The organism is Pseudomonas sp. 1L-E-NC-VB-C3 (assembly GCF_057291535.1).
In genome coordinates, this window is the sequence record NZ_JBXAWD010000007.1 from 160123 (window position 1) to 183659 (window position 23537).

The 23537-nt window shown below is 59.9% G+C and carries 22 protein-coding genes; 20 read left to right on the forward strand and 2 right to left on the reverse strand.

What is annotated here, in order from left to right; translation table 11 throughout:
• Nucleotides 1-25: 25 nt before the first annotated feature.
• The 10 genes from AC0Z5Z_RS13570 (at nt 26) to flhB (ending at nt 7589) form a co-directional block, all read left to right on the forward strand.
• The gene (locus AC0Z5Z_RS13570; RefSeq protein ID WP_041479021.1) at nt 26-373 is read left to right on the forward strand and encodes an Hpt domain-containing protein; all 348 of its coding nucleotides are present in this window, start codon (nt 26-28) and stop codon (nt 371-373) included.
• A 105-nt stretch (nt 374-478) separates the two neighbouring features.
• Nucleotides 479-1846: a flagellar hook-length control protein FliK gene (locus tag AC0Z5Z_RS13575; protein ID WP_150636662.1), complete on the forward strand. Its 1368-nt coding sequence runs from the start codon at nt 479-481 to the stop codon at nt 1844-1846.
• A gap of 338 nt (nt 1847-2184) precedes the next feature.
• Nucleotides 2185-2688 carry a flagellar basal body-associated protein FliL gene (gene fliL, locus AC0Z5Z_RS13580; RefSeq protein ID WP_016771071.1) on the forward strand — a complete coding sequence of 168 codons (504 nt, stop codon included), beginning with the start codon at nt 2185-2187 and terminating at the stop codon, nt 2686-2688.
• Between the two features lie 9 nt (nt 2689-2697).
• Nucleotides 2698-3666: a flagellar motor switch protein FliM gene (fliM, locus tag AC0Z5Z_RS13585; protein ID WP_003222890.1), complete on the forward strand. Its 969-nt coding sequence runs from the start codon at nt 2698-2700 to the stop codon at nt 3664-3666.
• Between the two features lie 55 nt (nt 3667-3721).
• Entirely contained in the window at nt 3722-4180 is a 459-nt protein-coding gene (gene fliN / locus AC0Z5Z_RS13590; RefSeq protein ID WP_016771070.1) for a flagellar motor switch protein FliN, read from the forward strand.
• Nucleotides 4181-4633, forward strand: coding sequence for a flagellar biosynthetic protein FliO (fliO, locus tag AC0Z5Z_RS13595; RefSeq protein WP_016771069.1), 453 nt, complete (start codon nt 4181-4183; stop codon nt 4631-4633).
• The gene (fliP, locus tag AC0Z5Z_RS13600) at nt 4633-5391 is read left to right on the forward strand and encodes a flagellar type III secretion system pore protein FliP (RefSeq protein WP_150636664.1); all 759 of its coding nucleotides are present in this window, start codon (nt 4633-4635) and stop codon (nt 5389-5391) included. Before fliO ends, fliP begins: the two co-directional genes overlap by 1 nt.
• Entirely contained in the window at nt 5388-5657 is a 270-nt protein-coding gene (fliQ, locus tag AC0Z5Z_RS13605) for a flagellar biosynthesis protein FliQ (RefSeq protein ID WP_016771067.1), read from the forward strand. The genes fliP and fliQ overlap by 4 nt, the downstream gene beginning before the upstream one ends.
• Before the next feature lie 3 nt (nt 5658-5660).
• Complete coding sequence (gene fliR, locus AC0Z5Z_RS13610; RefSeq protein ID WP_073472764.1) at nt 5661-6446, forward strand: flagellar biosynthetic protein FliR; 786 nt, start codon at nt 5661-5663, stop codon at nt 6444-6446.
• A 3-nt stretch (nt 6447-6449) separates the two neighbouring features.
• The gene (flhB, locus tag AC0Z5Z_RS13615; RefSeq protein ID WP_016771065.1) at nt 6450-7589 is read left to right on the forward strand and encodes a flagellar biosynthesis protein FlhB; all 1140 of its coding nucleotides are present in this window, start codon (nt 6450-6452) and stop codon (nt 7587-7589) included.
• Between the two features lie 667 nt (nt 7590-8256).
• Here the strand turns inward: flhB and AC0Z5Z_RS13620 are convergent.
• A complete protein-coding gene (locus AC0Z5Z_RS13620) occupies nt 8257-10566 on the reverse strand; it encodes an Ig-like domain-containing protein (RefSeq protein WP_485611213.1) in 2310 nt (769 codons plus the stop codon).
• Nucleotides 10567-10842: 276 nt separating this feature from the next.
• Complete coding sequence (locus AC0Z5Z_RS13625; RefSeq protein WP_217850644.1) at nt 10843-11202, reverse strand: DUF6124 family protein; 360 nt, start codon at nt 11200-11202, stop codon at nt 10843-10845.
• A 622-nt stretch (nt 11203-11824) separates the two neighbouring features.
• Here AC0Z5Z_RS13625 and flhA point away from each other — a divergent pair.
• The 10 genes from flhA (at nt 11825) to motD (ending at nt 23513) form a co-directional block, all read left to right on the forward strand.
• The gene (gene flhA / locus AC0Z5Z_RS13630) at nt 11825-13954 is read left to right on the forward strand and encodes a flagellar biosynthesis protein FlhA (protein ID WP_016771062.1); all 2130 of its coding nucleotides are present in this window, start codon (nt 11825-11827) and stop codon (nt 13952-13954) included.
• Between the two features lie 11 nt (nt 13955-13965).
• On the forward strand, nt 13966-15306 hold the full coding sequence (gene flhF, locus AC0Z5Z_RS13635) for a flagellar biosynthesis GTPase FlhF (protein ID WP_024012117.1): 1341 nt from the start codon (nt 13966-13968) through the stop codon (nt 15304-15306).
• Between the two features lie 116 nt (nt 15307-15422).
• Nucleotides 15423-16253, forward strand: a complete 831-nt coding sequence (gene fleN / locus AC0Z5Z_RS13640; protein WP_016771060.1) for a flagellar synthesis regulator FleN — start codon at nt 15423-15425, stop codon at nt 16251-16253.
• Nucleotides 16250-16990, forward strand: a complete 741-nt coding sequence (gene fliA, locus AC0Z5Z_RS13645) for an RNA polymerase sigma factor FliA (protein ID WP_016771059.1) — start codon at nt 16250-16252, stop codon at nt 16988-16990. Before fleN ends, fliA begins: the two co-directional genes overlap by 4 nt.
• A 167-nt stretch (nt 16991-17157) precedes the next feature.
• On the forward strand, nt 17158-17529 hold the full coding sequence (locus tag AC0Z5Z_RS13650; RefSeq protein WP_024012118.1) for a chemotaxis response regulator CheY: 372 nt from the start codon (nt 17158-17160) through the stop codon (nt 17527-17529).
• A gap of 18 nt (nt 17530-17547) precedes the next feature.
• Nucleotides 17548-18336 carry a protein phosphatase CheZ gene (locus AC0Z5Z_RS13655; RefSeq protein WP_016771058.1) on the forward strand — a complete coding sequence of 263 codons (789 nt, stop codon included), beginning with the start codon at nt 17548-17550 and terminating at the stop codon, nt 18334-18336.
• A gap of 53 nt (nt 18337-18389) precedes the next feature.
• Nucleotides 18390-20675, forward strand: a complete 2286-nt coding sequence (locus AC0Z5Z_RS13660; protein ID WP_252883383.1) for a chemotaxis protein CheA — start codon at nt 18390-18392, stop codon at nt 20673-20675.
• A gap of 49 nt (nt 20676-20724) precedes the next feature.
• Nucleotides 20725-21870, forward strand: a complete 1146-nt coding sequence (locus AC0Z5Z_RS13665; RefSeq protein ID WP_056783833.1) for a protein-glutamate methylesterase/protein-glutamine glutaminase — start codon at nt 20725-20727, stop codon at nt 21868-21870.
• Complete coding sequence (locus tag AC0Z5Z_RS13670) at nt 21870-22610, forward strand: flagellar motor protein (protein WP_016771055.1); 741 nt, start codon at nt 21870-21872, stop codon at nt 22608-22610. Before AC0Z5Z_RS13665 ends, AC0Z5Z_RS13670 begins: the two co-directional genes overlap by 1 nt.
• Nucleotides 22611-22622: 12 nt before the next feature.
• On the forward strand, nt 22623-23513 hold the full coding sequence (gene motD / locus AC0Z5Z_RS13675; protein ID WP_016771054.1) for a flagellar motor protein MotD: 891 nt from the start codon (nt 22623-22625) through the stop codon (nt 23511-23513).
• The last annotated feature ends 24 nt before the right edge of the window (nt 23514-23537 follow it).

The following is a 23537-nucleotide window of genomic DNA, read 5'->3' on the forward strand; positions in this document are numbered from 1 at the left end:
CCATTCTTGATCAAGGAGTGAGCAAGTGACAGACCCACATGTAAATCGCGAAGTCCTCGATACTTTGCGCGAGGTGATGGAGGACGGCTATACGGAATTGCTGGAGACTTTTCTGGCAGATTCGCAAAGCCGCCTGCACGAGTTGCAGGACAGCACCAGCGCCAAAGCGCTTTCCGATGTAGCGCATAGCTTCAAGGGCAGCGCCAGCAACATGGGCGCGGTTCGACTGGCCGAGTTGTGCCAGGACCTGGAGTCGAACGCGAAGGACAAAAGCCCGGAAGCGCTCGCTCAGCTAGTCGCCGATATCCATTCTGAATTCGCCGAAGTACGTCCGGTGTACGAAAGCGAAAAGCACCACGCCCACATCCACTGAAGCTGCCGTCCGGCGCTTTTCGCAAGTGTCTGGCCAAACTGGCCCGGCACTTGCAGTCAACTTGCTCAACTGTACCTACGATCCCAGTGCAGCGGAGACCGTGTCATGCCTGCGACCCCCAACATTCTTCTTCAGACCGCCGCTCAGGCCAAGGCGCAAGCCGCCTCTGCCAAATCGTCGGCAATGGCCGCAGACGCCGGGGACAAGGCCTCCAGCTTCGCCAAAGTGTTTGCCGATCAGGCGCCGGCCAAGCCCGCCGTGAGCGCTGACAATTCAGTCAGGCCGGCACGCGATAAGGTCGCGGACAGCAGCGGCAAAAAGGATATCGGCAAAGATCAATCTGCCGCGCCCCAGCCAGCAGTTGCCGATAGCGGCAAAGCGTTGCCTGCCGACAAAGCGGCGGCGAGCGACGACGCGACTGCCACTGCCGATGACACCGCTGAAACCATACAACCCCCTGTGGCCGATGCCGCGCCTGTAGACCCGGCCCTTGATCCGGCCTTGGCGCAAGTCGTTCAGCCGTTGGTGGCAGCGCCTGTGGTGCAAACGCCAACAGTCGCCACGCCAGCCCAGCCGGAAACCGAAACGCCTGCACTGGCGGTCGTGTCGGGCATGGTCAAAGATCCGGCGGCAACCGACAGCGATTTCGATCCATCGGCCGACCCGCTCGACTCGATGCCGGCCGTGCGCATGGCGATGGAGCAGGGCGGGCATATTTCCGCCGCCAGTCAGGCGCAACCGAAAGCCACGCCTGCTCAAGCTCAGGCTGACGGTGAATTGACCGCCGCGCAGAACTTTGCCGCCGGCATGGCCAGCATGCTCGACGTGCAGGACGACAAGGACAGCACCAGTCAGCGCGGCGAACAAGCTTTCAGCGGGCTGATCGACGATGGTCTGAAGGATCTGAAATCGGCTACCAGCGACACCCGCGTCGATGACTTCGCCAACCGTCTGGCGGCACTGACCCAGGCCGCTACGCCGAAAACCGCCAATGCGCTGCCGGTGAATCAGCCGATCGCCATGCACCAGAGCGGCTGGACCGAAGAAGTGGTCAACCGCGTCATGTACCTGTCCAGCGTCAACCTGAAGGCCGCCGACATTCAGTTGCAGCCGGCGGAGCTTGGGCGTCTGGATATCCGCGTGAACATGGTTCCCGATCAGCAAACCCAGGTCACCTTTATGAGCGCACACCCAAGCGTGCGTGAAGCGCTCGACAGCCAGATGCACCGCCTGCGTGACATGTTCAACCAGCAGGGCATGGGCCAGGTGGACGTCAACGTCGCCGACCAGAACCGTGGCTGGCAGGGGCAGCAAGGTCAGGAACAGGCGCAGCAGGGGCAGAGTGGCCGGACCAGCGCTGCGGGTGGCCGCTTGGATTCGGCGGATGAGGAATTGGCACCGGCTACTGTCGCTGAAGTGGCGGCGCAGACTACCAGCGTAATTGGCAGCAGCGCGGTCGACTATTACGCCTGAGCAAATCAAGAGCCCCCTCACCCTAGCCCTCTCCCAGAGGGAGAGGGGACCGATTGGGGAATCTTGAAGAACTACGCCGACCTGAACGAGCATCGCTGAATCCGTTCGACATTCGGCGACCTGTTGATTCCCGCCCTGAACTTGCAATCACCTCGGTTGTGCAGGTCGATGTCCAGCCCCATTACATCTCGGTCGGCCCCCTCTCCCTCAGGGAGAGGGCTGGGGTGAGGGTGCTTTTGACTTTAGCGTCGTTCTCGACCTCCGACACTTCTGGCATAACACTTGCTCTTGCCTTGCCGTGCGACTGTGAAACCCCCGATTAGTGACGGATTATTGGCATGGCGAAGAGCGAAGCTGCAGCAGTAAAAGACCCCGCAACCAAAGGCAAACTCAAGCTGATCATCGTGATCGTGCTGGCGTTGCTGGTGGCCATTGGTGCATCCGTCGGGGCGACCTGGTTCTTCATGCACGGCGCGCAAAGCAAGCCTGCCGAGGCCGCTGAAGCAGCGCCGGTCGGCAAGCAGGCGGCGATTTTCGAGCCGATGGCGCCGGCCTTCGTGGCCAACTACAACCAGAACGGCCGTCAGCGCTACATGCAGGTGAGCATCACCATGCTGGCGCGGAATCAGGCCGATCTGGACGCGCTCAAAGTGCACATGCCGGTTATCCGCAACAACCTGGTAATGCTCTTCTCCGGTCAGGATTTCGCCACACTGGCGACACCGGTCGGCCAAGAGATGTTGCGCCAGAAGGCCACCGCCAGCGTCCAGGAAGTGGCGCAGAAAGAACTGGGCAAAGTGGTCATCGAACAGTTGCTTTTCACTAATTTCGTACTGCAGTAGGAACACGACATGGCCGTGCAGGATCTGCTGTCCCAGGATGAAATCGATGCGCTGCTGCATGGCGTCGATGATGGTCTGGTACAGACCGATAATGCTGCCGAACCCGGCAGTGTCAAAAGCTACGACCTGACCAGTCAGGATCGCATCGTCCGTGGACGCATGCCGACGCTGGAAATGATCAACGAGCGCTTTGCCCGCTACACCCGCATCAGCATGTTCAACATGCTGCGCCGCTCGGCGGACGTGGCTGTCGGTGGTGTGCAGGTGATGAAGTTCGGCGAATACGTGCACTCGCTGTACGTGCCGACCAGCCTCAACCTGGTCAAGATCAAACCGCTGCGCGGCACCGCGCTGTTCATCCTCGACGCCAAACTGGTGTTCAAGCTGGTGGACAACTTCTTCGGTGGTGACGGCCGTCACGCCAAGATCGAAGGGCGTGAGTTCACCCCGACCGAGTTGCGCGTAGTGCGCATGGTGCTCGAGCAGGCTTTCGTCGATCTGAAAGAAGCCTGGCAGGCGATCATGGAAGTCAATTTCGAGTACATCAACTCGGAAGTGAACCCGGCCATGGCCAACATCGTCGGCCCGAGCGAAGCAATTGTGGTCTCCACCTTCCACATCGAACTCGATGGCGGTGGCGGCGATCTGCACGTGACCATGCCGTACTCGATGATCGAGCCAGTACGCGAGATGCTCGACGCCGGTTTCCAGTCCGACCTCGACGATCAGGACGAGCGCTGGGTCAACGCCCTGCGCCAGGACGTGCTCGATGTCGACGTGCCGATCGGCGCCACCGTGGCCCGCCGCCAGTTGAAGCTGCGCGACATCCTGCACATGCAACCGGGGGATGTGATCCCGGTCGAGATGCCGGAAGACATGATCATGCGCGCCAACGGCGTGCCGGCCTTCAAGGTCAAGATGGGCTCGCACAAAGGCAACCTCGCGTTGCAGGTGATCGAGCCGATCGAGCGTCGCTGAGGCGGCGCTTTTCACCCCCGTATTTAACCGAATTGTTGCCCGCCGAGGACACATGATGAACGACGATATGAACGCGCAGGACGACCAGGCACTGGCCGATGAATGGGCTGCGGCCCTGGAAGAAACCGGTGACGCCGGCCAGGCTGACATCGATGCACTGCTGGCCGCCGACGCCGGCACTTCCAGCTCCAACCGTCTGCCGATGGAAGAGTTCGGCAGCGTGCCGAAGAACAATGATCCGGTGACCCTCGACGGTCCGAACCTGGACGTGATCCTCGACATCCCGGTGTCGATCTCGATGGAAGTCGGCAGTACCGACATCAACATCCGCAACCTGCTGCAACTCAACCAGGGTTCGGTGATCGAGCTTGATCGTCTGGCCGGTGAGCCGCTCGACGTGCTGGTCAACGGCACCTTGATCGCCCACGGCGAAGTAGTGGTGGTCAACGAGAAGTTCGGCATCCGCCTGACCGACGTGATCAGCCCAAGCGAACGCATCAAGAAGCTGCGCTGAGTGAAAAGGTTTCTCTGGGTGCTGCTGGCATGGCCGTTGAGCGTGCTGGCTGCCGAGCCGGGCGCAACCACTGCCGCGCCTGCCGCCACCGCGCCAATGGTCAATAGCGGCGTGGCCGGTCAGTTGACACAACTGGTGTTCGGTTTGCTGCTGGTGCTGGGTTTGATTTTCTTCCTCGCCTGGCTGCTGCGCCGCGTGCAGCAGGCGGGGCCGGCCGGCAAGGGCCAGGTGATCGAGCTGATCGGCTCACGCGCGCTCGGTCCGCGTGACCGCTTGATGCTGGTGCAGGTCGGCAACGAGCAGATTCTGCTCGGCCTCAGCCCCGGCACCATCACCGCGCTGCACGTGCTCAAAGAGCCGGTCGAAGTCCCCACCGCCAGTGAAAAAGCGACGCCGGAATTTGCTCAGCATCTGCTGAAGATTCTTGGCAAGGACCAAAAGGATACGAAGTAATGGGTGCGCTCCGCATCGTCTTGACGCTGGTCCTGTTGCTGGCCGCGCCGCTGGCGTTGGCCGCCGATCCGTTGTCGATCCCGGCGATCACGCTGGGCACCAATGCCGACGGCGCGCAGGAATATTCGGTCAGTCTGCAGATCCTGCTGATCATGACCGCGCTGAGCTTTATTCCAGCGGCGGTCATCCTGATGACCAGCTTCACGCGGATAATCATCGTCTTCTCGATCCTGCGTCAGGCCCTCGGCCTGCAACAGACGCCGTCGAACCAGATTCTCACCGGCATGGCGCTGTTCCTGACGCTGTTCATCATGGCGCCGGTGTTCGACCGGGTGAACAACGACGCGCTGCAACCGTATCTGGCGGAAACCCTCACCGCCCAGCAAGCGGTGGAAAAGGCTCAGGTGCCGATCAAGGACTTCATGCTCGCGCAGACCCGCACCAGCGATCTGGAGCTGTTCATGCGCCTGTCCAAGCGCACCGACATTGCCAGCCCGGATCAGGCGCCGTTGACCATTCTGGTGCCGGCGTTCGTGACTTCCGAGCTTAAAACCGCCTTCCAGATCGGCTTCATGATCTTCATTCCGTTCCTGATCATCGACCTCGTCGTGGCGAGCGTGCTGATGGCCATGGGTATGATGATGCTCTCGCCGCTGATCATTTCGTTGCCGTTCAAGATCATGCTGTTCGTGCTGGTCGATGGCTGGGCGCTGATCATCGGTACTCTGGCCAGCAGTTTTGGAGGTGTTTCGCCATGACGCCGGAAGTCGCGGTCGATATCTTTCGTGAAGCCCTGTGGCTGACCACCATGATGGTTGCCATCCTGGTGGTGCCGAGCCTTCTGGTCGGCCTGCTGGTGTCCATGTTCCAGGCCGCCACGCAGATCAACGAACAGACCCTGAGCTTCCTGCCGCGTCTTCTGGTGATGCTGGTGACCCTGATCATCGGCGGTCCGTGGATCGTGCAGACGTTCATGGAATACATCATCCAGCTGTACAAAAACATTCCGATGGTCATCGGCTAAGCCATGCAATCGCTGCTTCAGCTGACCGACACCCAGATCAGCACCTGGGTGGCGTCGTTCATGCTGCCGCTGTTTCGCGTGGCGTCGATGCTGATGGTCATGCCGGTATTCGGCACCACCCTGATCCCGCGCCGCGTGCGCCTGTATTTCGCCGTGGCGATCACCGTGGTCATCACCCCGGCGCTGCCGCCGATGCCCGCCGTCAGCCCACTCGATCTCAGCGGCCTGTTGCTGATCGGCGAGCAGATTCTGGTTGGCGCCGTGCTCGGCTTTTCCCTGCAACTGTTCTTTCAGGCGTTTGCCGTCGCCGGGCAGATTGTCGCGGTGCAGATGGGCATGGGCTTCGCCTCGATGATCGACCCTACCAACGGCGTTTCGGTGGCGGTGATCGGGCAGTTCTTCACCATGCTGGTGACGTTGCTGTTCCTGTCGATGAACGGCCATCTGGTGGTGTTCGAAGTCCTCACTGAAAGTTTCACCACGCTGCCGGTCGGCGGCGGTTTGATGGTTGCGCATTACTGGGAACTGGCCGGCAAACTCGGCTGGGTCCTCGGCGCCGCATTGCTGCTGGTGTTGCCGGCCGTCACCGCACTGTTGGTGGTCAACATCGCCTTCGGCGTGATGACCCGCGCCGCGCCGCAACTGAACATCTTCTCGATCGGTTTTCCGCTGACCCTGGTGCTCGGCCTGTTCATCGTCTGGGTGGGCCTGGCGGACATTCTCAACCAGTATCAACCGCTGGCCAGCGAGGCCTTGCAGTTGCTACGCGAACTGGCACGGGCGCGCTGAGTCATGGCAGAGAGCGAAAGCGGTCAGGACAAAACGGAAGACCCCACGGAGAAGCGCAAAAAGGACTCTCGTGAGAAGGGTGAAATCGCCCGTTCCAAAGAGCTCAACACCCTGGCCGTGATGATGGCCGGCGCCTCTGCGCTGCTGATTTTCGGCGGCATGCTTGCGCAAGAAATGATGGACGTGATGCGCCTGAACTTCACCCTGTCCCGCGAAGTGGTCATGGATCAGGGCGCCATGGGCCGATTTTTGCTGGAGTCGGGCCTGATCGCGTTGCTGGCGATTCAGCCGGTGATGATCACCCTGTTGCTCGCCGCCATCATCGGGCCAATCTCCCTGGGTGGCTGGCTGTTCGCGGCAAGTTCGCTGGCACCCAAATTCAGCCGGATGAACCCGGCCGCCGGCCTCAAACGGATGTTCTCGTTCAAGGCTGTGGTTGAACTGCTCAAGGCATTGGCGAAGTTTCTGATTACCTTGGGCGTGGCGCTGTTGGTATTGTCCGCCGACGTCGACGACTTGCTGCGCATCGCCCACGAACCACTGGACATGGCGATCATCCACAGCGTCTTGCTGGTGGGCTGGAGCACGCTGTGGCTGGCCTGCGGTCTGATCATCATCGCCGCCGTCGACGTGCCGGTGCAGATCTGGGAGAGCATGAAGAAGCTCAAGATGACCAAGCAGGAAGTGCGCGACGAACACAAGGACCAGGAAGGCCGCCCCGAGGTCAAACAACGCATTCGCCAGACCCAGCGCGAAATGTCCCAGCGACGGATGATGGCGGCGATTCCCGAAGCCGACGTGGTCATCACCAACCCGACCCACTACGCGGTCGCGCTCAAGTACGACTCGGAGAAGGGCGGCGCGCCGGTGCTGCTGGCCAAGGGCAGCGACTTCATCGCCCTGAAAATCCGCGAAATCGCAGTGGCCAACAACGTCATGCTGCTCGAGTCGCCTGCGCTGGCGCGCTCGATCTATTACTCAACTGAGCTTGAGCAGGAAATTCCCGGTGGACTGTATCTGGCGGTGGCGCAGGTATTAGCCTACGTCTACCAGATCCGCCAACACCAGGCGGGCAAGGGCAAACGGCCGGACCCGCTCAAGGATGATCTGCCGATTCCACCGGACTTGCGGCGGGATTCCTGACGTTGCTGCGCAGCCTTTTGTCTGAGATTCCCCTTTACTGTCAACTCTGACAGGTGCAGTCGCCGTGATTTTGCAGTTTGATGCAAGATGCAGCTGCGTACTGGCGCGGTCAGGCGAGCGAGTGCAAGGGAGCACGACGATGAAAGGTATTTTCAGCAGCTACGATGAAAAAACCGGCAAAGGCACCATCACGCCGAAGCCGACGGGACGATGCCTTTCCTTTGCCGAAGCCACGAATTTTTTCTGACTGCCAAAGAGTACCGATTCAGCGTTCCATTGGCTGAGGCCTTGCAGGCGAAGATCAAAGTGGGCGGCGAAGTCGAGTTCGAATTGCCCAGGACCAAAAATGGGAAAGTGAAAATCCTTCGGTATTGACCGGCAGTTTGCCCTCATCGCCAAACACCTGAAAAGAAAACCGCCGTCCCGATGATGCGCAACGGCGGTTTTTTTGGGCGATTATTGCCTGTCAGTAGCCTTCGCGAGCAAACTTGATTCCACTTGTAATGCGATCAACCGTCGAAAGTGAGCCTGCTCGCTAAGGGGTCATCCCGGTCAGGAAAACAACCAAGTTCAAGCCCCGCTGTTCTAGATCACTGGTTAAATAAATCCGTTCCCTTTACTCCTGTCCCCTTTTCTCTCAATTCTGATGAGGCGAAGCGTCGACTCACTACCGCAAACACAAGACAGTGTGTCCAGGGCTAGAATGATAAGCATGCTCTCTCCACCCGTGTCCTTCGTTGTACAACCCCCAATACAAACTAACGTCTGAGCGAATTCCATAGGCAGCGGGCTGAGTCACAAAAAATTTAGTTCGGAACAAAACCAGGTCTGACGTTTTTACAGCACGGCCATTCGCATTGACCCACTGATCAATCTTTGAATCAGCTATAAGTGATGGTGAGACAATGCATTGTTCGACGTTGCTTACAGAAACAGAAATTGAGGCATGTTGGCCTGAGCTATCTCTTACATTGATGGTGGTGCTGCCATTACCTTCACTCCAGATTAACCCGACGTCATTGACGTTTGCGATTTTTGGATTATCCGATTGATAAGTAATTTGACCCACTCCTCCTGACGCTTGACGATTTGCTGAGGCTCCAGACGGATGAACACCCGTAAGGCGCCATCTATCGATGTACTGACCACTGGTATTCACGATTGACACTGTCCTGCCTGACAACTCTAAAGGTGAATCATCTATGATGAGTTTTGCACGTACCTTGAGGCCTACATTTAGACTAGGGAACAGAGTAGCGTCGTTTTTGTCCCCGTTGGTGCTGAATCCAACACTAATGTCCACGCGAAGAGATCCATCAACAAGGCGGTCTAGTTCCGAACGCAAAAGCGTTCTGCTCAATTTACCTGGCATTTCAATTTCAATTCCATTAGCCAACGAAATTTCGTAGTCCGATCCATCATCTTTTTTTCCTACGCAAAGCAGCCAGAACTTTTGTCCCTTTGCCATGGCTGTCCAGGTATCGACTGTCACAGTCGCATCGCCATCAAAAGTCGATAAATCAAGTACTTTTCCTTCGTCCGGCCCAATTGCTTGGAGAATTACGGGTGTCGGCAAACGCGGGTCTCCATCAGCGATTGTCATGACATCAAACCTGACTGTTGGTGATTCTCCAGCCGGAACTCCGGTACGAATCAAATCCCACCGCAACTCAATCGCCTTGCCATGCCAAGCCGCCAGAAACGCAGCGCTCAATGAAATCTCTGCAATCCCACCAACAAAATCCACCACCGGAAACGGCGGCGCACCGGCCGGCGCGTTCACCTGGACGAATTGAGCTTTATCGTCTTTCTCTGCTGCGAAGCCTGTTATCTGAAGCTTCACTCCATCCGGATTAGCCAAAACGTCAATCGGCACTGTGGGCGGGTTCAAGGTCGGGGGTGGCAGGTCAAGTTGCAGGCCAATGACGGTATACACCTGATCCGGAAACCGCGTGGCGCTAGCGAAGTCATTGCTCTTGTCCTCCGATACCCAGAATTCCAGTTTCAACAGCGATCCTTCTTTCAATTCTTTCAGAAAAGCTATGAGCAGCGGTTTATCCCAGAACCCCTGACTGACCCAGGTCGCATTCACCTTGTGGGTGTCACCATTCCAGAATTGCAGGACGTGCGCCGAGCCGTCGGGTTTCTGGCCGGTGAGCTTCAGCCACACCTGCTGACCGACCTGGATCCCCGTCCAGTTGCGTGCTCGTAGCGTGGCGTCCTGGCCCCTCAGTGCGGCCACGTCGAGCATGCCGTCCACGGCCTCAGCGATTATCGGCGAGTTGTACACCTTCTGATTGGCGGTGATAGTGATCGGGGTCGTCGCCGACTCATTGTTGTTGGTCAATTGATCGCGCACCCTGGCGAAGACCGAATGGGTGCCGTCGCCAATCAACTGCAATTCGGCAGCCGTCAGGGTATGGGTGATCGGGCTTGTGGGGTTGGGAAATGTGATGCTCCAGGTGCCTATGGTGAGCGTGACCGTGTCGTGAGACCGTGGGTAACCGACGGTGATCGTGATGACTGCCGTCTGCCCCGGTGCGACGCTGGGTGGATGGCTGACGGTGACGGTAGGCGCCGGGTTGTTGTAGAGCAGCTTGAGTGTGGGTGAGTCAGCGTCGTTACCGCTGGCTCGGGTCACTCTGTAGTGGACATCGTTGACACCGTTTGTGAACCAGCTCGCCGGCACGCGCAAAAGAATGCGTTCCTGCTCCTCACCGGGATAGATGGTTTTGCTGATGCCGGTGCTGACTCCGTTGACAAAAATAGTCACGACGTCATAAGCCGCCATGACCCAGTTCCGCAAGCCGGTTATGGGGTCGATGACAAGTTCTACCCCAGATGGAGTGAATGCCGAGAGAGGAAGGCCACCATCGGCAGTACCTGGAGGCAGCACCGGTGTTATCCATTGCGGGGGGTACACGGGATACAAGGCCAGGGCAGCGTTGGCTTCGGTTGAATGGACTTGAACGCTCATTCTGTTCTCCAGGAACAATGGCAGGCAAGGTTCATCACAACGCAGAACGAGGCGCCCGTCACCTGTCAGATCTGACAGGTGGGGACGGTTTTCCGACCAATGGTATCGCTGAAGGGGTGGGCGCTCCTGCGCCGCCGAGAGGCCTAGCTCGCGCAAGCTGCACTCGACAGGATCTTCAGCCGCTGCAAGATTTGCATCCAAGAAGATCAAAATGTGGGAGCGCGCTTGCTCGCCAAAAGGCCGGCTCTCTCACTCGAATCACTCAGCCGAACCGCATCATCCAGGCAACTCCAGATTATCCAGCACCCGATTTACCGCCAGTTCCCCGAGCATGATCAGTTGCGCAATCCCCATCAGCGTTCGGCGCTGCGATGGTTTGACCAGCCCGGCGAATTCCTGGGCGATGGTTTTGGCCGAGGCGAGGGTTTCGCAGGCGTTGGCCAGGAGGTCTTCGTTTTTGGTGTCGGCGGTGACGGCGTACATGGCGCGGGGGCTGAAGGGTGGTGGGGTCGAGCCGGGTGGGCAGAGGTAGTGGTCGAGGGCGCGATCGGCGGCTTCGTGGAGTTTTTTTGAATCGAGGGATTCGTAGGGGGAGGTGGGGTCGGATTCGGGCGGGTTGGGTGTTGGTTTGATCATGGTGAAGCTCCTTTGAAATGGAGCCGCGACAACCTGTCGCTAAACAGGGAGGGTGGCGGCTGTACGCGGGTTAGCGAACCGGTCAAAGGCACCCGGCAGACCCGAAGGTCTCCCGCATACAGCCACCATGACGAAATCGCGAAAATACAGATCCGCAACGAAGCCTGGAACGCTGATGCACCTTTGACTTGAGTTCGAGTCGCTAAACCCGATCGCTGATTCGTCAGCGACCGGACCACGATAGAACTCGACCCCAAAGCGCACAAGCCGGCGGATTCTGGCTTGGCTGTAGGCAATGGCGCAAGGATTTGTAGCCTTGAGACCGTGTCTGCAGGTGTCTTTTAAACAGCTTCGTTTAAATCGACAAAATGCGCCGCATTCGATGGCCTCTTCGCGAGCAGGCTCGCTCCCACAGGGGCCGTATTCCAAATGTCCGATTGGGAATGCATGTCAAACTGTGGGAGCGAGCCTGCTCGCGAAGGGGCCAGCCCAATCAGCCGATAAATCCCAAGTAAAACCGCTCTATTTCATTCCCCGGCAAAAGTTGGAAAGCTTCTTGCAATAGCCGCCCTGCGCCCGTTCGGGGCGTCAAAAGTTTGCTTTAAAGGAACGGGGAAAACCGGTGGATCGCACTCAGTTATTCAATACAGCACGCACCAACGTTGCCGACCTCAGTCGAGGCAATCTGGGCGTGCCGTTGTTGCTGCTGGTCATGCTGGCGATGATGATGTTGCCGGTACCGCCGTTCCTGCTCGACGTCTTCTTTACCTTCAACATTGCCCTGTCCATCGTCGTCCTGCTGGTCTGCGTGTACGCGCTGCGGCCGCTGGATTTCGCCGTGTTTCCGACGATCCTGCTGGTGGCGACGTTGCTGCGACTGGCGCTGAACGTGGCCTCGACGCGAGTGGTCATGCTCCACGGTCAGGACGGCCACGCCGCTGCCGGTAAGGTGATTCAGGCCTTCGGTGAGGTGGTGATTGGCGGTAACTACGTGGTCGGTATCGTGGTCTTCGCGATCCTCATGATCATCAACTTCGTCGTGGTGACCAAGGGTGCCGGGCGGATTTCCGAGGTGAGCGCGCGCTTCACCCTCGATGCGATGCCCGGCAAACAAATGGCGATCGACGCCGACCTCAACGCCGGCCTGATCGACCAGAATCAAGCCAAGTCGCGCCGTCAGGAAGTCGCCCAGGAGGCGGAGTTCTACGGTTCGATGGACGGTGCCAGCAAGTTTGTCCGTGGTGACGCGATCGCCGGCCTGCTGATTCTGTTCATCAACCTCATCGGCGGCATGGCCGTGGGTATCTTCCAGCATGGCATGAGCTTCGGCGACGCGGGCAAGGTTTACGCCTTGCTGACCATCGGTGACGGTTTAGTGGCGCAATTGCCATCACTGTTGTTATCTACAGCAGCGGCGATCATGGTGACCCGTGCTTCCGGCTCGGAAGACATGGGCAAGCAGATCAACCGCCAGATGTTCGCCTCGCCGAAAGCGCTGGCCGTGGCCGCTGGTTTGATGGCGGTGATGGGTCTGGTGCCGGGCATGCCGCACTTCTCCTTCCTGAGCATGGCCGCGCTGGCTGCGGGCGGCGCGTACCTGTTCTGGAAAAAGCAGAACGTTGCCAAGGTTGTCGCGCTGGAAGAGGTCAAGCGTCAGCAGGAACTGCTGCCGTCGCCAGCCCGCGCCATGGAAACCAAAGAGCTGGGCTGGGACGACGTGACGCCGATCGACATGATCGGCCTGGAAGTCGGCTATCGCCTGATTCCGCTGGTGGACCGCAATCAGGGTGGGCAATTGCTCGCGCGGATCAAGGGTGTGCGCAAGAAGCTCTCGCAGGATCTGGGCTTCCTGATGCCGACCGTGCACATCCGCGACAACCTCGATCTGGCGCCGAGCGCTTATCGCTTGACGCTGATGGGCGTGATTCTCGCTGAGGCCGAGATCTACCCGGACCGCGAACTGGCGATCAACCCCGGCCAGGTGTATGGCTCGCTCAACGGGATCAACGCCAAAGATCCGGCTTTCGGCCTGGAAGCGGTGTGGATCGAAATCAGCCAGCGTGCGCAGGCGCAATCGCTCGGCTACACCGTGGTCGACGCCAGCACCGTGGTCGCCACCCACTTGAACCAGATTCTGTACAAGCACTCCAGTGAGCTGATCGGCCACGAGGAAGTGCAGCAACTCATGCAATTGCTGGCCAAGAGCTCGCCGAAACTGGCTGAAGAGCTGGTGCCGGGCGTGGTTTCGCTGTCGCAGTTGCTCAAGGTTCTGCAAGCGCTCCTCGCCGAGCACGTGCCGGTGCGCGACATCCGCAGCATCGCCGAGGCGATCGCGAACAACGCCGCGAAGAGTCAAGATACCGCCGCGCTGGTCGCCGCTGTGCGGGTCGGCGTATCGCGCGCCATCGTCCAAAGCATTGTAGGCACTGAGTCCGAGCTGCCTGTAATCACATTGGAACCAAGGTTGGAACAGATATTGCTCAATAGTCTGCAGAAGGCAGGACAAGGCTCGGAAGAGGGCGTTCTGCTGGAGCCGAGCATGGCCGAGAAGCTGCAACGTTCGTTGATCGAAGCGGCCCAGCGGCAGGAAATGCAAGGCCAACCGGTGATCCTGCTGGTAGCAGGCCCGATTCGCGCGATGCTCTCGCGCTTCGGTCGCCTCGCAGTGCCAGGGCTGCATGTACTGGCCTACCAGGAAGTACCGGACAACAAGCAAGTGACCATCGTTGCGACAGTAGGGCCCAACGGCTGAGGTAGTGGTTTATGCAAGTTAAGCGTTTTTTCGCCGCCGATATGCGTCAGGCCATGAAGCTGGTTCGCGATGAGCTGGGCGCTGATGCCGCCATCATCGGCAACCGCCGCATTGCTGGCGGCGTCGAGTTGACGGCGGCTCTGGATTACAAATTGTCGGCGCTGGCGCCACGGGTTCCGAACATGGAACTCGAAGACGAGCTGCGCAAGACCCAGTCGCGCATCGTCACCGCCCAGGCCGAGCTGAGCCTGCGTGGCGAAGCCGACGGCAACACCAATCAGCAGTTGTTCGCCGGGCTGCCGTTGACCGCAGGCCTGCCGCTGACTGCTGCCGAACCACTGAGCGAGCCGACCTACGCCGCACCGACGCGCCCGGCCGCAGCGCCTGCGCAGGCCTCGGCGGGTGTCGATCCGCGTGCACTGGATTCGATGCGTTTTGAATTGAACAGCTTGCGCGAGTTGATGGAAGTGCAGCTCGGCACCCTGGCCTGGAATCAGCTGCAAGGCAGCCGTCCGGCCCAGGCCAATCTGTATCGCCGTCTGCAGCGCATCGGCCTGTCCGGCCCGCTGTCGCGCGACCTGTTGGCGATGATCACCGATATCGAAGAGCCGCGTCAGGCCTGGCGCATGCTGCTCGCGCACCTGGCGCGGATGATTGCCGTACCGGAAGTCGAGCCGCTGGAAGAGGGCGGTGTGATTGCCATGGTCGGCCCCGCCGGCATGGGCAAGACCACCACGCTGGCCAAGCTCGCCGCGCGTTACGTGCTCAAGTACGGCGCGCAGAACGTCGCACTGGTGAGCATGGACAGCTTCCGCATCGGCGCGCAGGAACAACTGAAAACCCTCGGACGCATCCTCAACGTGCCGGTGACGCACGTCGATCCGGGCCAGTCGCTGGTGCAGGCATTGGATCCACTGCTACGCAAACGCGTGGTTTTGATCGATACTGCCGGGCTGCAAGCCAGTGATCCGGCGTTGCGCATGCAGCTTGAGAGCCTGGCCGGGCGTGGCATTCGCTCAAAAAATTATCTGGTCCTGGCAACCACCAGCCAGAAACAGGTTCTAACCGCCGCTTATCACAGTTACAAGCGTTGCGGGCTGGCCGGTTGCATCCTGACTAAACTGGATGAAACGGCCAGTCTCGGCGAAGTGTTGAGCCTGGCGATCAGTCATGAATTGCCGGTCGCGTACCTGACCGATGGCCCACGGATTCCGGATGATCTGCATCTGCCGCGTCGTCATCAATTGGTCAGCCGCGCCGTCAGCGTGCAAATGCAGGAAGAACCCAGCGAAGAAGCCATGGCTGACATGTTCGCTGATATCTATCACAGCCCGACCAAGCAGGTTGGCTGAGGTAATCATGAACAGTTTTTGTACCTACATCGATGGTCTGCCACGCATTGTTCCGATCAGGAACGCGCAGCCAGTAATGTGGCCTCCGTCTATGCAAGACAAGGTAAAGAAATAACATGGGCAGCATGCATCCCGTACAGGTGATCGCGGTGACCGGCGGCAAAGGTGGCGTCGGCAAGACTAACGTGTCAGTGAACTTGTCGCTGGCGCTGGCAGAGCTTGGCCGTCGGGTCATGCTGCTGGACGCCGACCTGGGCCTGGCGAACGTCGACGTTCTGCTGGGGCTGACACCCAAGCGCACACTGGCCGACGTTATCGAAGGCCGTTGCGAACTGCGCGACGTGCTGTTGCAAGGCCCGGGCGGGATTCGCATCGTGCCGGCGGCCTCCGGCACGCAGAGCATGGTGCACCTGAGCCCGGCGCAACACGCCGGCCTGATCCAGGCGTTCAGCGACATCGGCGACAATCTCGACGTGCTGGTGATCGACACCGCTGCGGGTATTGGTGACTCGGTAGTCAGTTTCGTTCGTGCCGCGCAAGAGGTGTTGCTGGTGGTCTGCGACGAGCCGACTTCGATCACCGACGCTTACGCGCTGATCAAGTTGCTCAACCGCGACTACGGCATGAACCGCTTCCGCGTGCTGGCCAACATGGCGCAGAGCCCGCAAGAAGGGCGCAACCTGTTCGCCAAGTTGACCAAGGTCACGGATCGCTTCCTCGACGTCGCCCTACAATACGTCGGCGCCGTGCCATACGACGAAAGCGTGCGCAAGGCAGTGCAGAAGCAGCGCGCCGTCTACGAAGCCTTTCCCCGTTCCAAGTGCGCACTGGCCTTCAAAGCCATCGCCCAGAAGGTCGATACCTGGCCGCTGCCCGCCAACCCGCGCGGGCATCTGGAATTTTTCGTCGAGCGTCTCGTGCAGCAAACCGCAGGGCCTGTGATATGACCGCCAGTGGCATGAATCTTTACAAAAAGTCGGCGCGTGACGCGCAATACGAATTGATCGAGCGTTACGCGCCACTGGTCAAGCGCATTGCCTATCACTTGCTGGCGCGCCTGCCGGCCAGCGTGCAGGTCGAAGACCTGATCCAGGCCGGGATGATCGGTTTGCTGGAAGTCTCGACCAAATACGACGCCAGCAAAGGCGCCAGTTTCGAAACGTACGCGGGCATTCGAATCCGCGGCGCGATGCTCGATGAAGTGCGCAAAGGGGATTGGGCACCACGCTCGGTTCACCGTAATACCAGGATGGTCAGCGACGCGATTCGCTCGATTGAAGCTAAAACCGGCCGTGACGCTAAAGATCACGAGGTTGCGGCCGAACTCCAATTGAGTCTCGACGATTACTACGGGATTCTGAATGACACCTTGGGCAGTCGCCTGTTCAGTTTCGACGACCTCTTGCAGGACGGCGAACACGAAGGGCTGCACGAGGATGGCGCCAGTGCTCATATGGAGCCGTCACGCGATCTGGAAGATGAACGCTTTCAGGCGGCGCTGGCGGACGCGATTGCCAATTTGCCGGAGCGTGAGCGACTGGTGTTGGCGCTGTACTACGACGAAGAGCTGAACCTCAAGGAAATCGGTGAAGTCCTTGGCGTCAGTGAATCGCGGGTCAGCCAGTTACACAGCCAGTGCGCGGCCCGTCTGCGGGGGCGTTTGGGGGAGTGGCGAGCGCGCTGAAGGCAGTGTGGGGACACTGCGAAACGAGGCTGGTGCGGTGATGAACGGCGCCGGTCTCGATCCGTTGTGCTCCAGACAAACTTTAAGTGCTGCGCCGATTGATTGAAGTGGCGCGTCCAGGTGCTGGGCGCGTTTAAGACTGCTTGGAGGTCGAATTGAACAAAGACATGAAAATCCTCATCGTTGATGACTTCTCAACGATGCGGCGGATCATCAAGAACCTGCTGCGCGATCTTGGGTTCACCAACACCGTCGAGGCCGACGATGGCACCACTGCCATTCCGGTGCTCAACAGCGGCAGCATCGACTTTCTGGTAACGGACTGGAACATGCCGGGCATGACCGGTATCGACCTGCTGCGTCACGTGCGCGCCGATGAAAAACTCAAGCACCTCCCGGTGTTGATGGTGACTGCTGAAGCCAAGCGCGAGCAGATCATCGAGGCCGCTCAGGCCGGTGTGAACGGTTACGTGGTCAAACCTTTCACGGCTCAAGCGTTGAAAGACAAAATCGAGAAGATTTTCGAACGCATCGGCTGATGAATGCGCGGGGGAGCTATGGAGCATAACGAATCATCACAGGGCGATTTCGAATCGACCCTGAAAAAACACGCGGTCGAACTGGTCGAGAGCCTTGAAAAAGGCAAGTTCGGCGACGCGGTGCAACTGATCCATGAGCTCAATCAGACCCGTGACCGCGGCCTGTATCAGGAAGTGGGCAAGCTCACACGTGAACTGCACAGTGCGATCGTCAATTTCCAGATCGATCCGCACATGCCGCAGGCCGAGGAAGTGTCGCAAATCACCGACGCCACCGAACGCCTGGGCTATGTGGTCAAGCTGACGGAAGCCGCGGCCAACCGCACCATGGATCTGGTGGAAAGCGCCACGCCGGTGGTCAACAGTCTGGCTGATGAAGCGCAGACGTTGAGCGCCGATTGGGGCCGCTTCATGCGTCGCGAGGTCGGGGCTGAAGAGTTCCGTGAACTGGCGCGCCGGGTCGACGGTTTTCTGTCACGCAGCAGCACGGACAACCGTGCGGTGTCGAGCAACCTCAACGACATCCTGCTTGCTCAGGATTACCAGGACCTCACAGGTCAAGTGATCAAGCGTGTGACCCAACTGGTCACCGAAGTCGAAAGCAATCTGCTCAAACTCGTGCTCATGGCCAGTCAGGTCGACCGCTTTGCGGGCATCGAACATGACCGCGCCGCAATGCTTGCTGAAAAAGATCCACAAAAACATCTCTCGCAGGGTGAAGGTCCGCAGATTCATGCCGATAAACGAGAAGACGTTGTGTCCGGTCAGGACGATGTGGACGATTTGTTATCCAGCCTTGGATTCTAGAGTTTCGGAATTCGGGTTTTTTGGGTTTTTAGACCTGTAGGAGCACCCCATTAATGAGCTTCGGCGCCGATGAAGAGATCCTTCAGGATTTCCTGGTTGAGGCCGGCGAGATTCTTGAGCAACTGTCCGAACAACTGGTCGAGCTGGAAAGCCGCCCGGATGATGCAGATCTGCTCAATGCAATTTTTCGCGGTTTCCACACTGTAAAAGGGGGCGCCGGCTTCCTTCAGCTCAATGAGCTGGTGGAGTGCTGTCACATCGCCGAAAACGTCTTCGACATCCTGCGCAAGGGTGAGCGTCGCGTTGATGCAGAACTGATGGACGTGGTGCTCGAAGCACTGGACGCGGTGAACAGCATGTTCAGCGAAGTCCGTGAGCGTGCACCGATCACCGCTGCCACGCCGGAACTGCTGGCCGCGCTGGCGCGTCTGGCCGAACCGCAATCGGCGGATGAAGCCCCGGCTTCGCCGGTTGCCGAGATGATCGAAGAACTGGTCGTTGAAAGCGACTCCTCGGACGACATCACCGATAACGAATTCGAACAACTGCTGGACTCGCTGAATGCCGTCAAGGCCCAGGCTGAGGCTCCGGCCGCTGCTGTGGCGCCCGCGCCGGTTGCCGACACGGCGGCGAGCGATGAAATCACCGACGCCGAATTTGAATCGCTGCTCGATCAGCTGCACGGCAAGGGCCAGTTTGCTGTCGATGCGGTCGCTTCGGCGGCACCAGCAGCGCCGGCTGCTCCGGCCGCGCCTGCTGCGGGTGACAGCTCGGACATCACCGACGACGAATTCGAAGCCTTGCTCGATCAGTTGCACGGCAAGGGCAACTTCGCCGTTGACGCGCTGGAATCGGCCATCGCTTCGGCCCCGTCAGCACCTGCTGCACCGGCAGCCGCTGCGGCCGGCAGTGATCTGATCAGCGATCACGAATTCGAATCGCTGCTCGACGAATTGCACGGCAAAGGCAAGTTTGACGCCAGCGCTGCGACTGCCGGCTCCGTGTCGAGCGTCGCCACGCCAGCGGCGAAAGCTCCGGCTGCCGCTGCTGCGCCGAAGCCTGCCGCCAAGCCTGAGCCGAAAGCCGAGGCGCCGAAACCGGCCGCCGCTGCTGCACCGGCTCCGGCCCGTGCGCCAGCCGCTGCACCGGCAGAAAAACCGGCCAGCGAAGCGGAAACCACCGTGCGCGTCGACACCGCGCGGCTCGACGAGATCATGAACATGGTCGGCGAGCTGGTGCTGGTGCGTAACCGTCTGGTGCGTCTGGGCCTCAACAGCGGCGACGAAGCCATGTCCAAGGCTGTGTCGAACCTCGACGTGGTCACCGCTGACCTGCAGACCGCCGTGATGAAAACGCGGATGCAGCCGATCAAGAAGGTCTTCGGGCGCTTCCCGCGTCTGGTTCGCGACCTCGCACGTCAGCTCAAGAAAGAGATCAACCTGGAACTGGTGGGCGAAGAAACCGACCTCGACAAAAACCTTGTCGAGGCTCTGGCCGACCCGCTGGTCCACTTGGTGCGCAACGCCGTCGACCACGGCATCGAGTCGCCGGAAGAACGCGAAGCATCGGGCAAGGCCCGTGGCGGTCGCGTGGTGCTGGCGGCCGAGCAGGAAGGCGACCATATCCTGCTGTCGATCTCCGACGACGGCAAAGGCATGGACCCGAACGTCCTGCGTTCGATCGCGGTAAAACGCGGTGTGATGGACAAGGACGCCGCCGATCGCCTGAGCGATACCGAGTGCTACAACCTGATTTTCGCTCCGGGTTTCTCGACCAAGACCGAAATCTCCGACGTGTCCGGCCGTGGTGTCGGCATGGACGTGGTGAAGACCAAGATTTCCCAGCTCAACGGTTCGATCAACATCTACTCGACCAAGGGCCAGGGTTCGAAGATCGTCATCAAGGTGCCGCTGACCCTGGCGATCATGCCGACGCTGATGGTCATGCTGGGCAATCAGGCGTTCGCGTTCCCGCTGGTCAACGTCAACGAAATCTTCCACCTCGACCTGTCGACCACCAACGTCGTCGACGGTCAGGAAGTGGTGATCGTGCGCGACAAGGCGCTGCCATTGTTCTACCTCAAGCGCTGGCTGGTCAGCTCCGCCGCTCACGAAGAGCAGCGCGAAGGCCATGTGGTGATTCTTTCGGTGGGCACTCAGCGCATCGGCTTCGTCGTCGATCAACTGGTCGGCCAGGAAGAAGTGGTCATCAAGCCATTGGGCAAAATGCTCCAGGGAACTCCGGGCATGTCCGGCGCCACCATCACCGGTGACGGCCGCATTGCGCTGATTCTCGATGTTCCAAGCATGCTCAAGCGTTACGCCACAAAGCGTATTTGAATCCGGGGCGGCGGCGCGATGACGCGCCGCTGCACCTAATGGAGTGTTTATGGCAGTCAAAGTCCTGGTGGTGGACGATTCGGGTTTTTTCCGCCGCCGCGTCTCGGAAATTCTTTCGGCGGATCCGAGCATCCAGGTGGTCGGCACGGCCACCAACGGTAAAGAGGCGATCGATCAGGCCATGGCCCTCAAGCCTGACGTGATCACCATGGACTACGAGATGCCGATGATGGACGGCATCACGGCAGTGCGGCACATCATGCAGCGCTGCCCGACCCCGGTGTTGATGTTCTCCTCGCTGACCCACGAAGGCGCGCGGGTAACCCTCGATGCGCTGGACGCCGGCGCGGTGGATTTCCTGCCGAAGAATTTCGAAGACATCTCGCGCAACCCCGAAAAGGTCAAGCAGTTGCTGTGTGAGAAAGTCCACAGCATCTCGCGCAGTAACCGTCGTTTCAGTGCCTACAGCGCGCCGGCTCCCGCCGCTGCGCCAGCGCCGACGCCTGCTCCGGCAGCGTCGAGCTACGGCAGCCACACGAGCCACAGCAGCCCTGTCCCGGCACGTCCGGCACCTGCGCCTGCGCCTGCCCGTGCATCCGCTGCCAGCGCTTCGTCGCCGGCTCCGAAACGCAAAGCCTACAAACTGGTTGCCATCGGCACCTCGACGGGCGGCCCGGTCGCGCTGCAACGCGTACTGACGCAGTTGCCGGCGAACTTCCCGGCGCCGATCGTGCTGATCCAGCACATGCCGGCGGCGTTCACCAAGGCGTTTGCCGAGCGTCTCGACAAGCTCTGCCGCATCAGCGTCAAGGAAGCCGAGGATGGCGACATCCTGCGTCCGGGCCTGGCGCTGCTGGCGCCGGGTGGCAAGCAGATGATGATCGACGGCCGTGGCGCGGTGAAGATTTTGCCGGGTGACGAACGTCTGAATTACAAGCCGTGCGTGGACATTACCTTCGGTTCTGCAGCCAAGTCTTACGGCGACAAAGTTCTGGCAGTGGTGCTGACCGGCATGGGCGCCGACGGCCGCGAAGGCGCGCGTCTGCTCAAGCAGGGCGGCAGTTCGGTGTGGGCGCAGGACGAAGCTAGCTGCGTGATCTACGGCATGCCGATGGCCATCGTCAAAGCCGATCTGGCTGACGCGGTGTATGGTCTGGACGACATCGGCAAGCACATCGTCGAGGCGTGTATCTGATGGATGTTCTCAGCCTAATCGGCCTCATCATGGCGTTCGTCGCCATCATCGGCGGCAACTACCTTGAAGGCGGTCACCTCGGCGCGCTGGCCAACGGCCCGGCAGCGCTGATCGTGCTGGGCGGCACGGTCGGTGCTGCGCTGCTGCAATCGCCGATGAGTGCGTTCAAGCGCGCCATGCAGATTCTCGGCTGGATCTTCTTTCCGCCGCGTGTCGATCTGGCCGGCGGCATCGACCGCGTGGTCAATTGGAGCCTGACGGCGCGCAAGGAAGGCTTGCTTGGCCTCGAAGGCGTAGCCGACGCCGAGCCTGACAGCTATTCGCGCAAGGGCCTGCAATTGCTGGTCGACGGCGCCGAGCCGGAAGCCATTCGCAGCATTCTCGAAGTGGATTTCTACACCCAGGAATCCCGCGACATCGAAGCGGCCAAGGTCTTTGAGAGCATGGGCGGCTACGCGCCGACCATCGGCATCATCGGTGCGGTGATGGGCCTGATTCACGTGATGGGCAACCTCGCTGATCCGTCGCAACTGGGTAACGGCATTGCCGTGGCGTTCGTCGCGACCATCTATGGCGTGGCCAGTGCCAACCTGATCCTCTTGCCGGTCGCGGCCAAGCTCAAGTCCATCGCGTTGCGGCAGTCGCGTTATCGCGAAATGTTGCTGGAAGGAATTCTGTCGATCGCCGAAGGTGAAAACCCTCGTTCCATTGAGTTGAAGCTGCAAGGCTTCATGGACTAAGGGAATAACCTCATGGCTCGTCGTCGCCACCAGGAAGAACACGTCAATCACGAGCGCTGGCTCGTGTCCTACGCGGATTTCATCACTTTGCTGTTCGCGTTTTTCGTGGTGATGTACTCGATCTCGTCGATCAACGAAGGCAAATACAAAGTCATTTCCGAAGCGCTGATCGGCGTGTTTACCGACTCTGACCGCTCGCTCAAACCGATTCCGATCGGCGACGAACGACCGAAAACCGTGACCCCGGCCAAGCCGCTGGTCAAGGATGCCGAACAGGTCGACGCCGGTATTTCCGGGGCCAGCGATCCGCTGAAAAGCATCGCCGATGACATCAGTGCCGCCTTCGGTGACTTGATCAGCTCCAACCAGATGACCGTGCGCGGCAACGAGTTGTGGGTCGAGATCGAGCTCAATTCCAGCCTGTTGTTTGGCAGCGGCGATGCCATGCCGAGCGACATCGCGTTCAACATCATCGACAAGGTCGCGGCGATCCTCAAACCGTTCGATAACCCGATCCACGTCGAAGGCTTCACCGACGATCAACCGATCCGCACCGCGCAGTACCCGACCAACTGGGAACTGTCCTCGGCGCGCTCGGCGAGCATCGTGCGCATGCTCGCCATGCAGGGCGTAAACCCTGGGCGACTGGCGTCGGTGGGCTACGGCGAATTCCAGCCAGTGGCCAACAATGCCACGGTCGAAGGCCGGGCGAAGAACCGTCGAGTGGTGCTGGTGGTGTCGCGCAATCTCGATGTACGCCGCAGCCTCACCGGCACCGGAACCGCCAATGCGCAACCTGATGCGGCGTTGAAGCGCGCTGGCACACAAACTGCACCGACCCCGGTCAAGACGCCGGGACGCGAGAGTGCCGTCAATTCTCCGTCGCCCGCATTAACACGCTGAAGCATGTCTCGGCCAGCCGTCTGG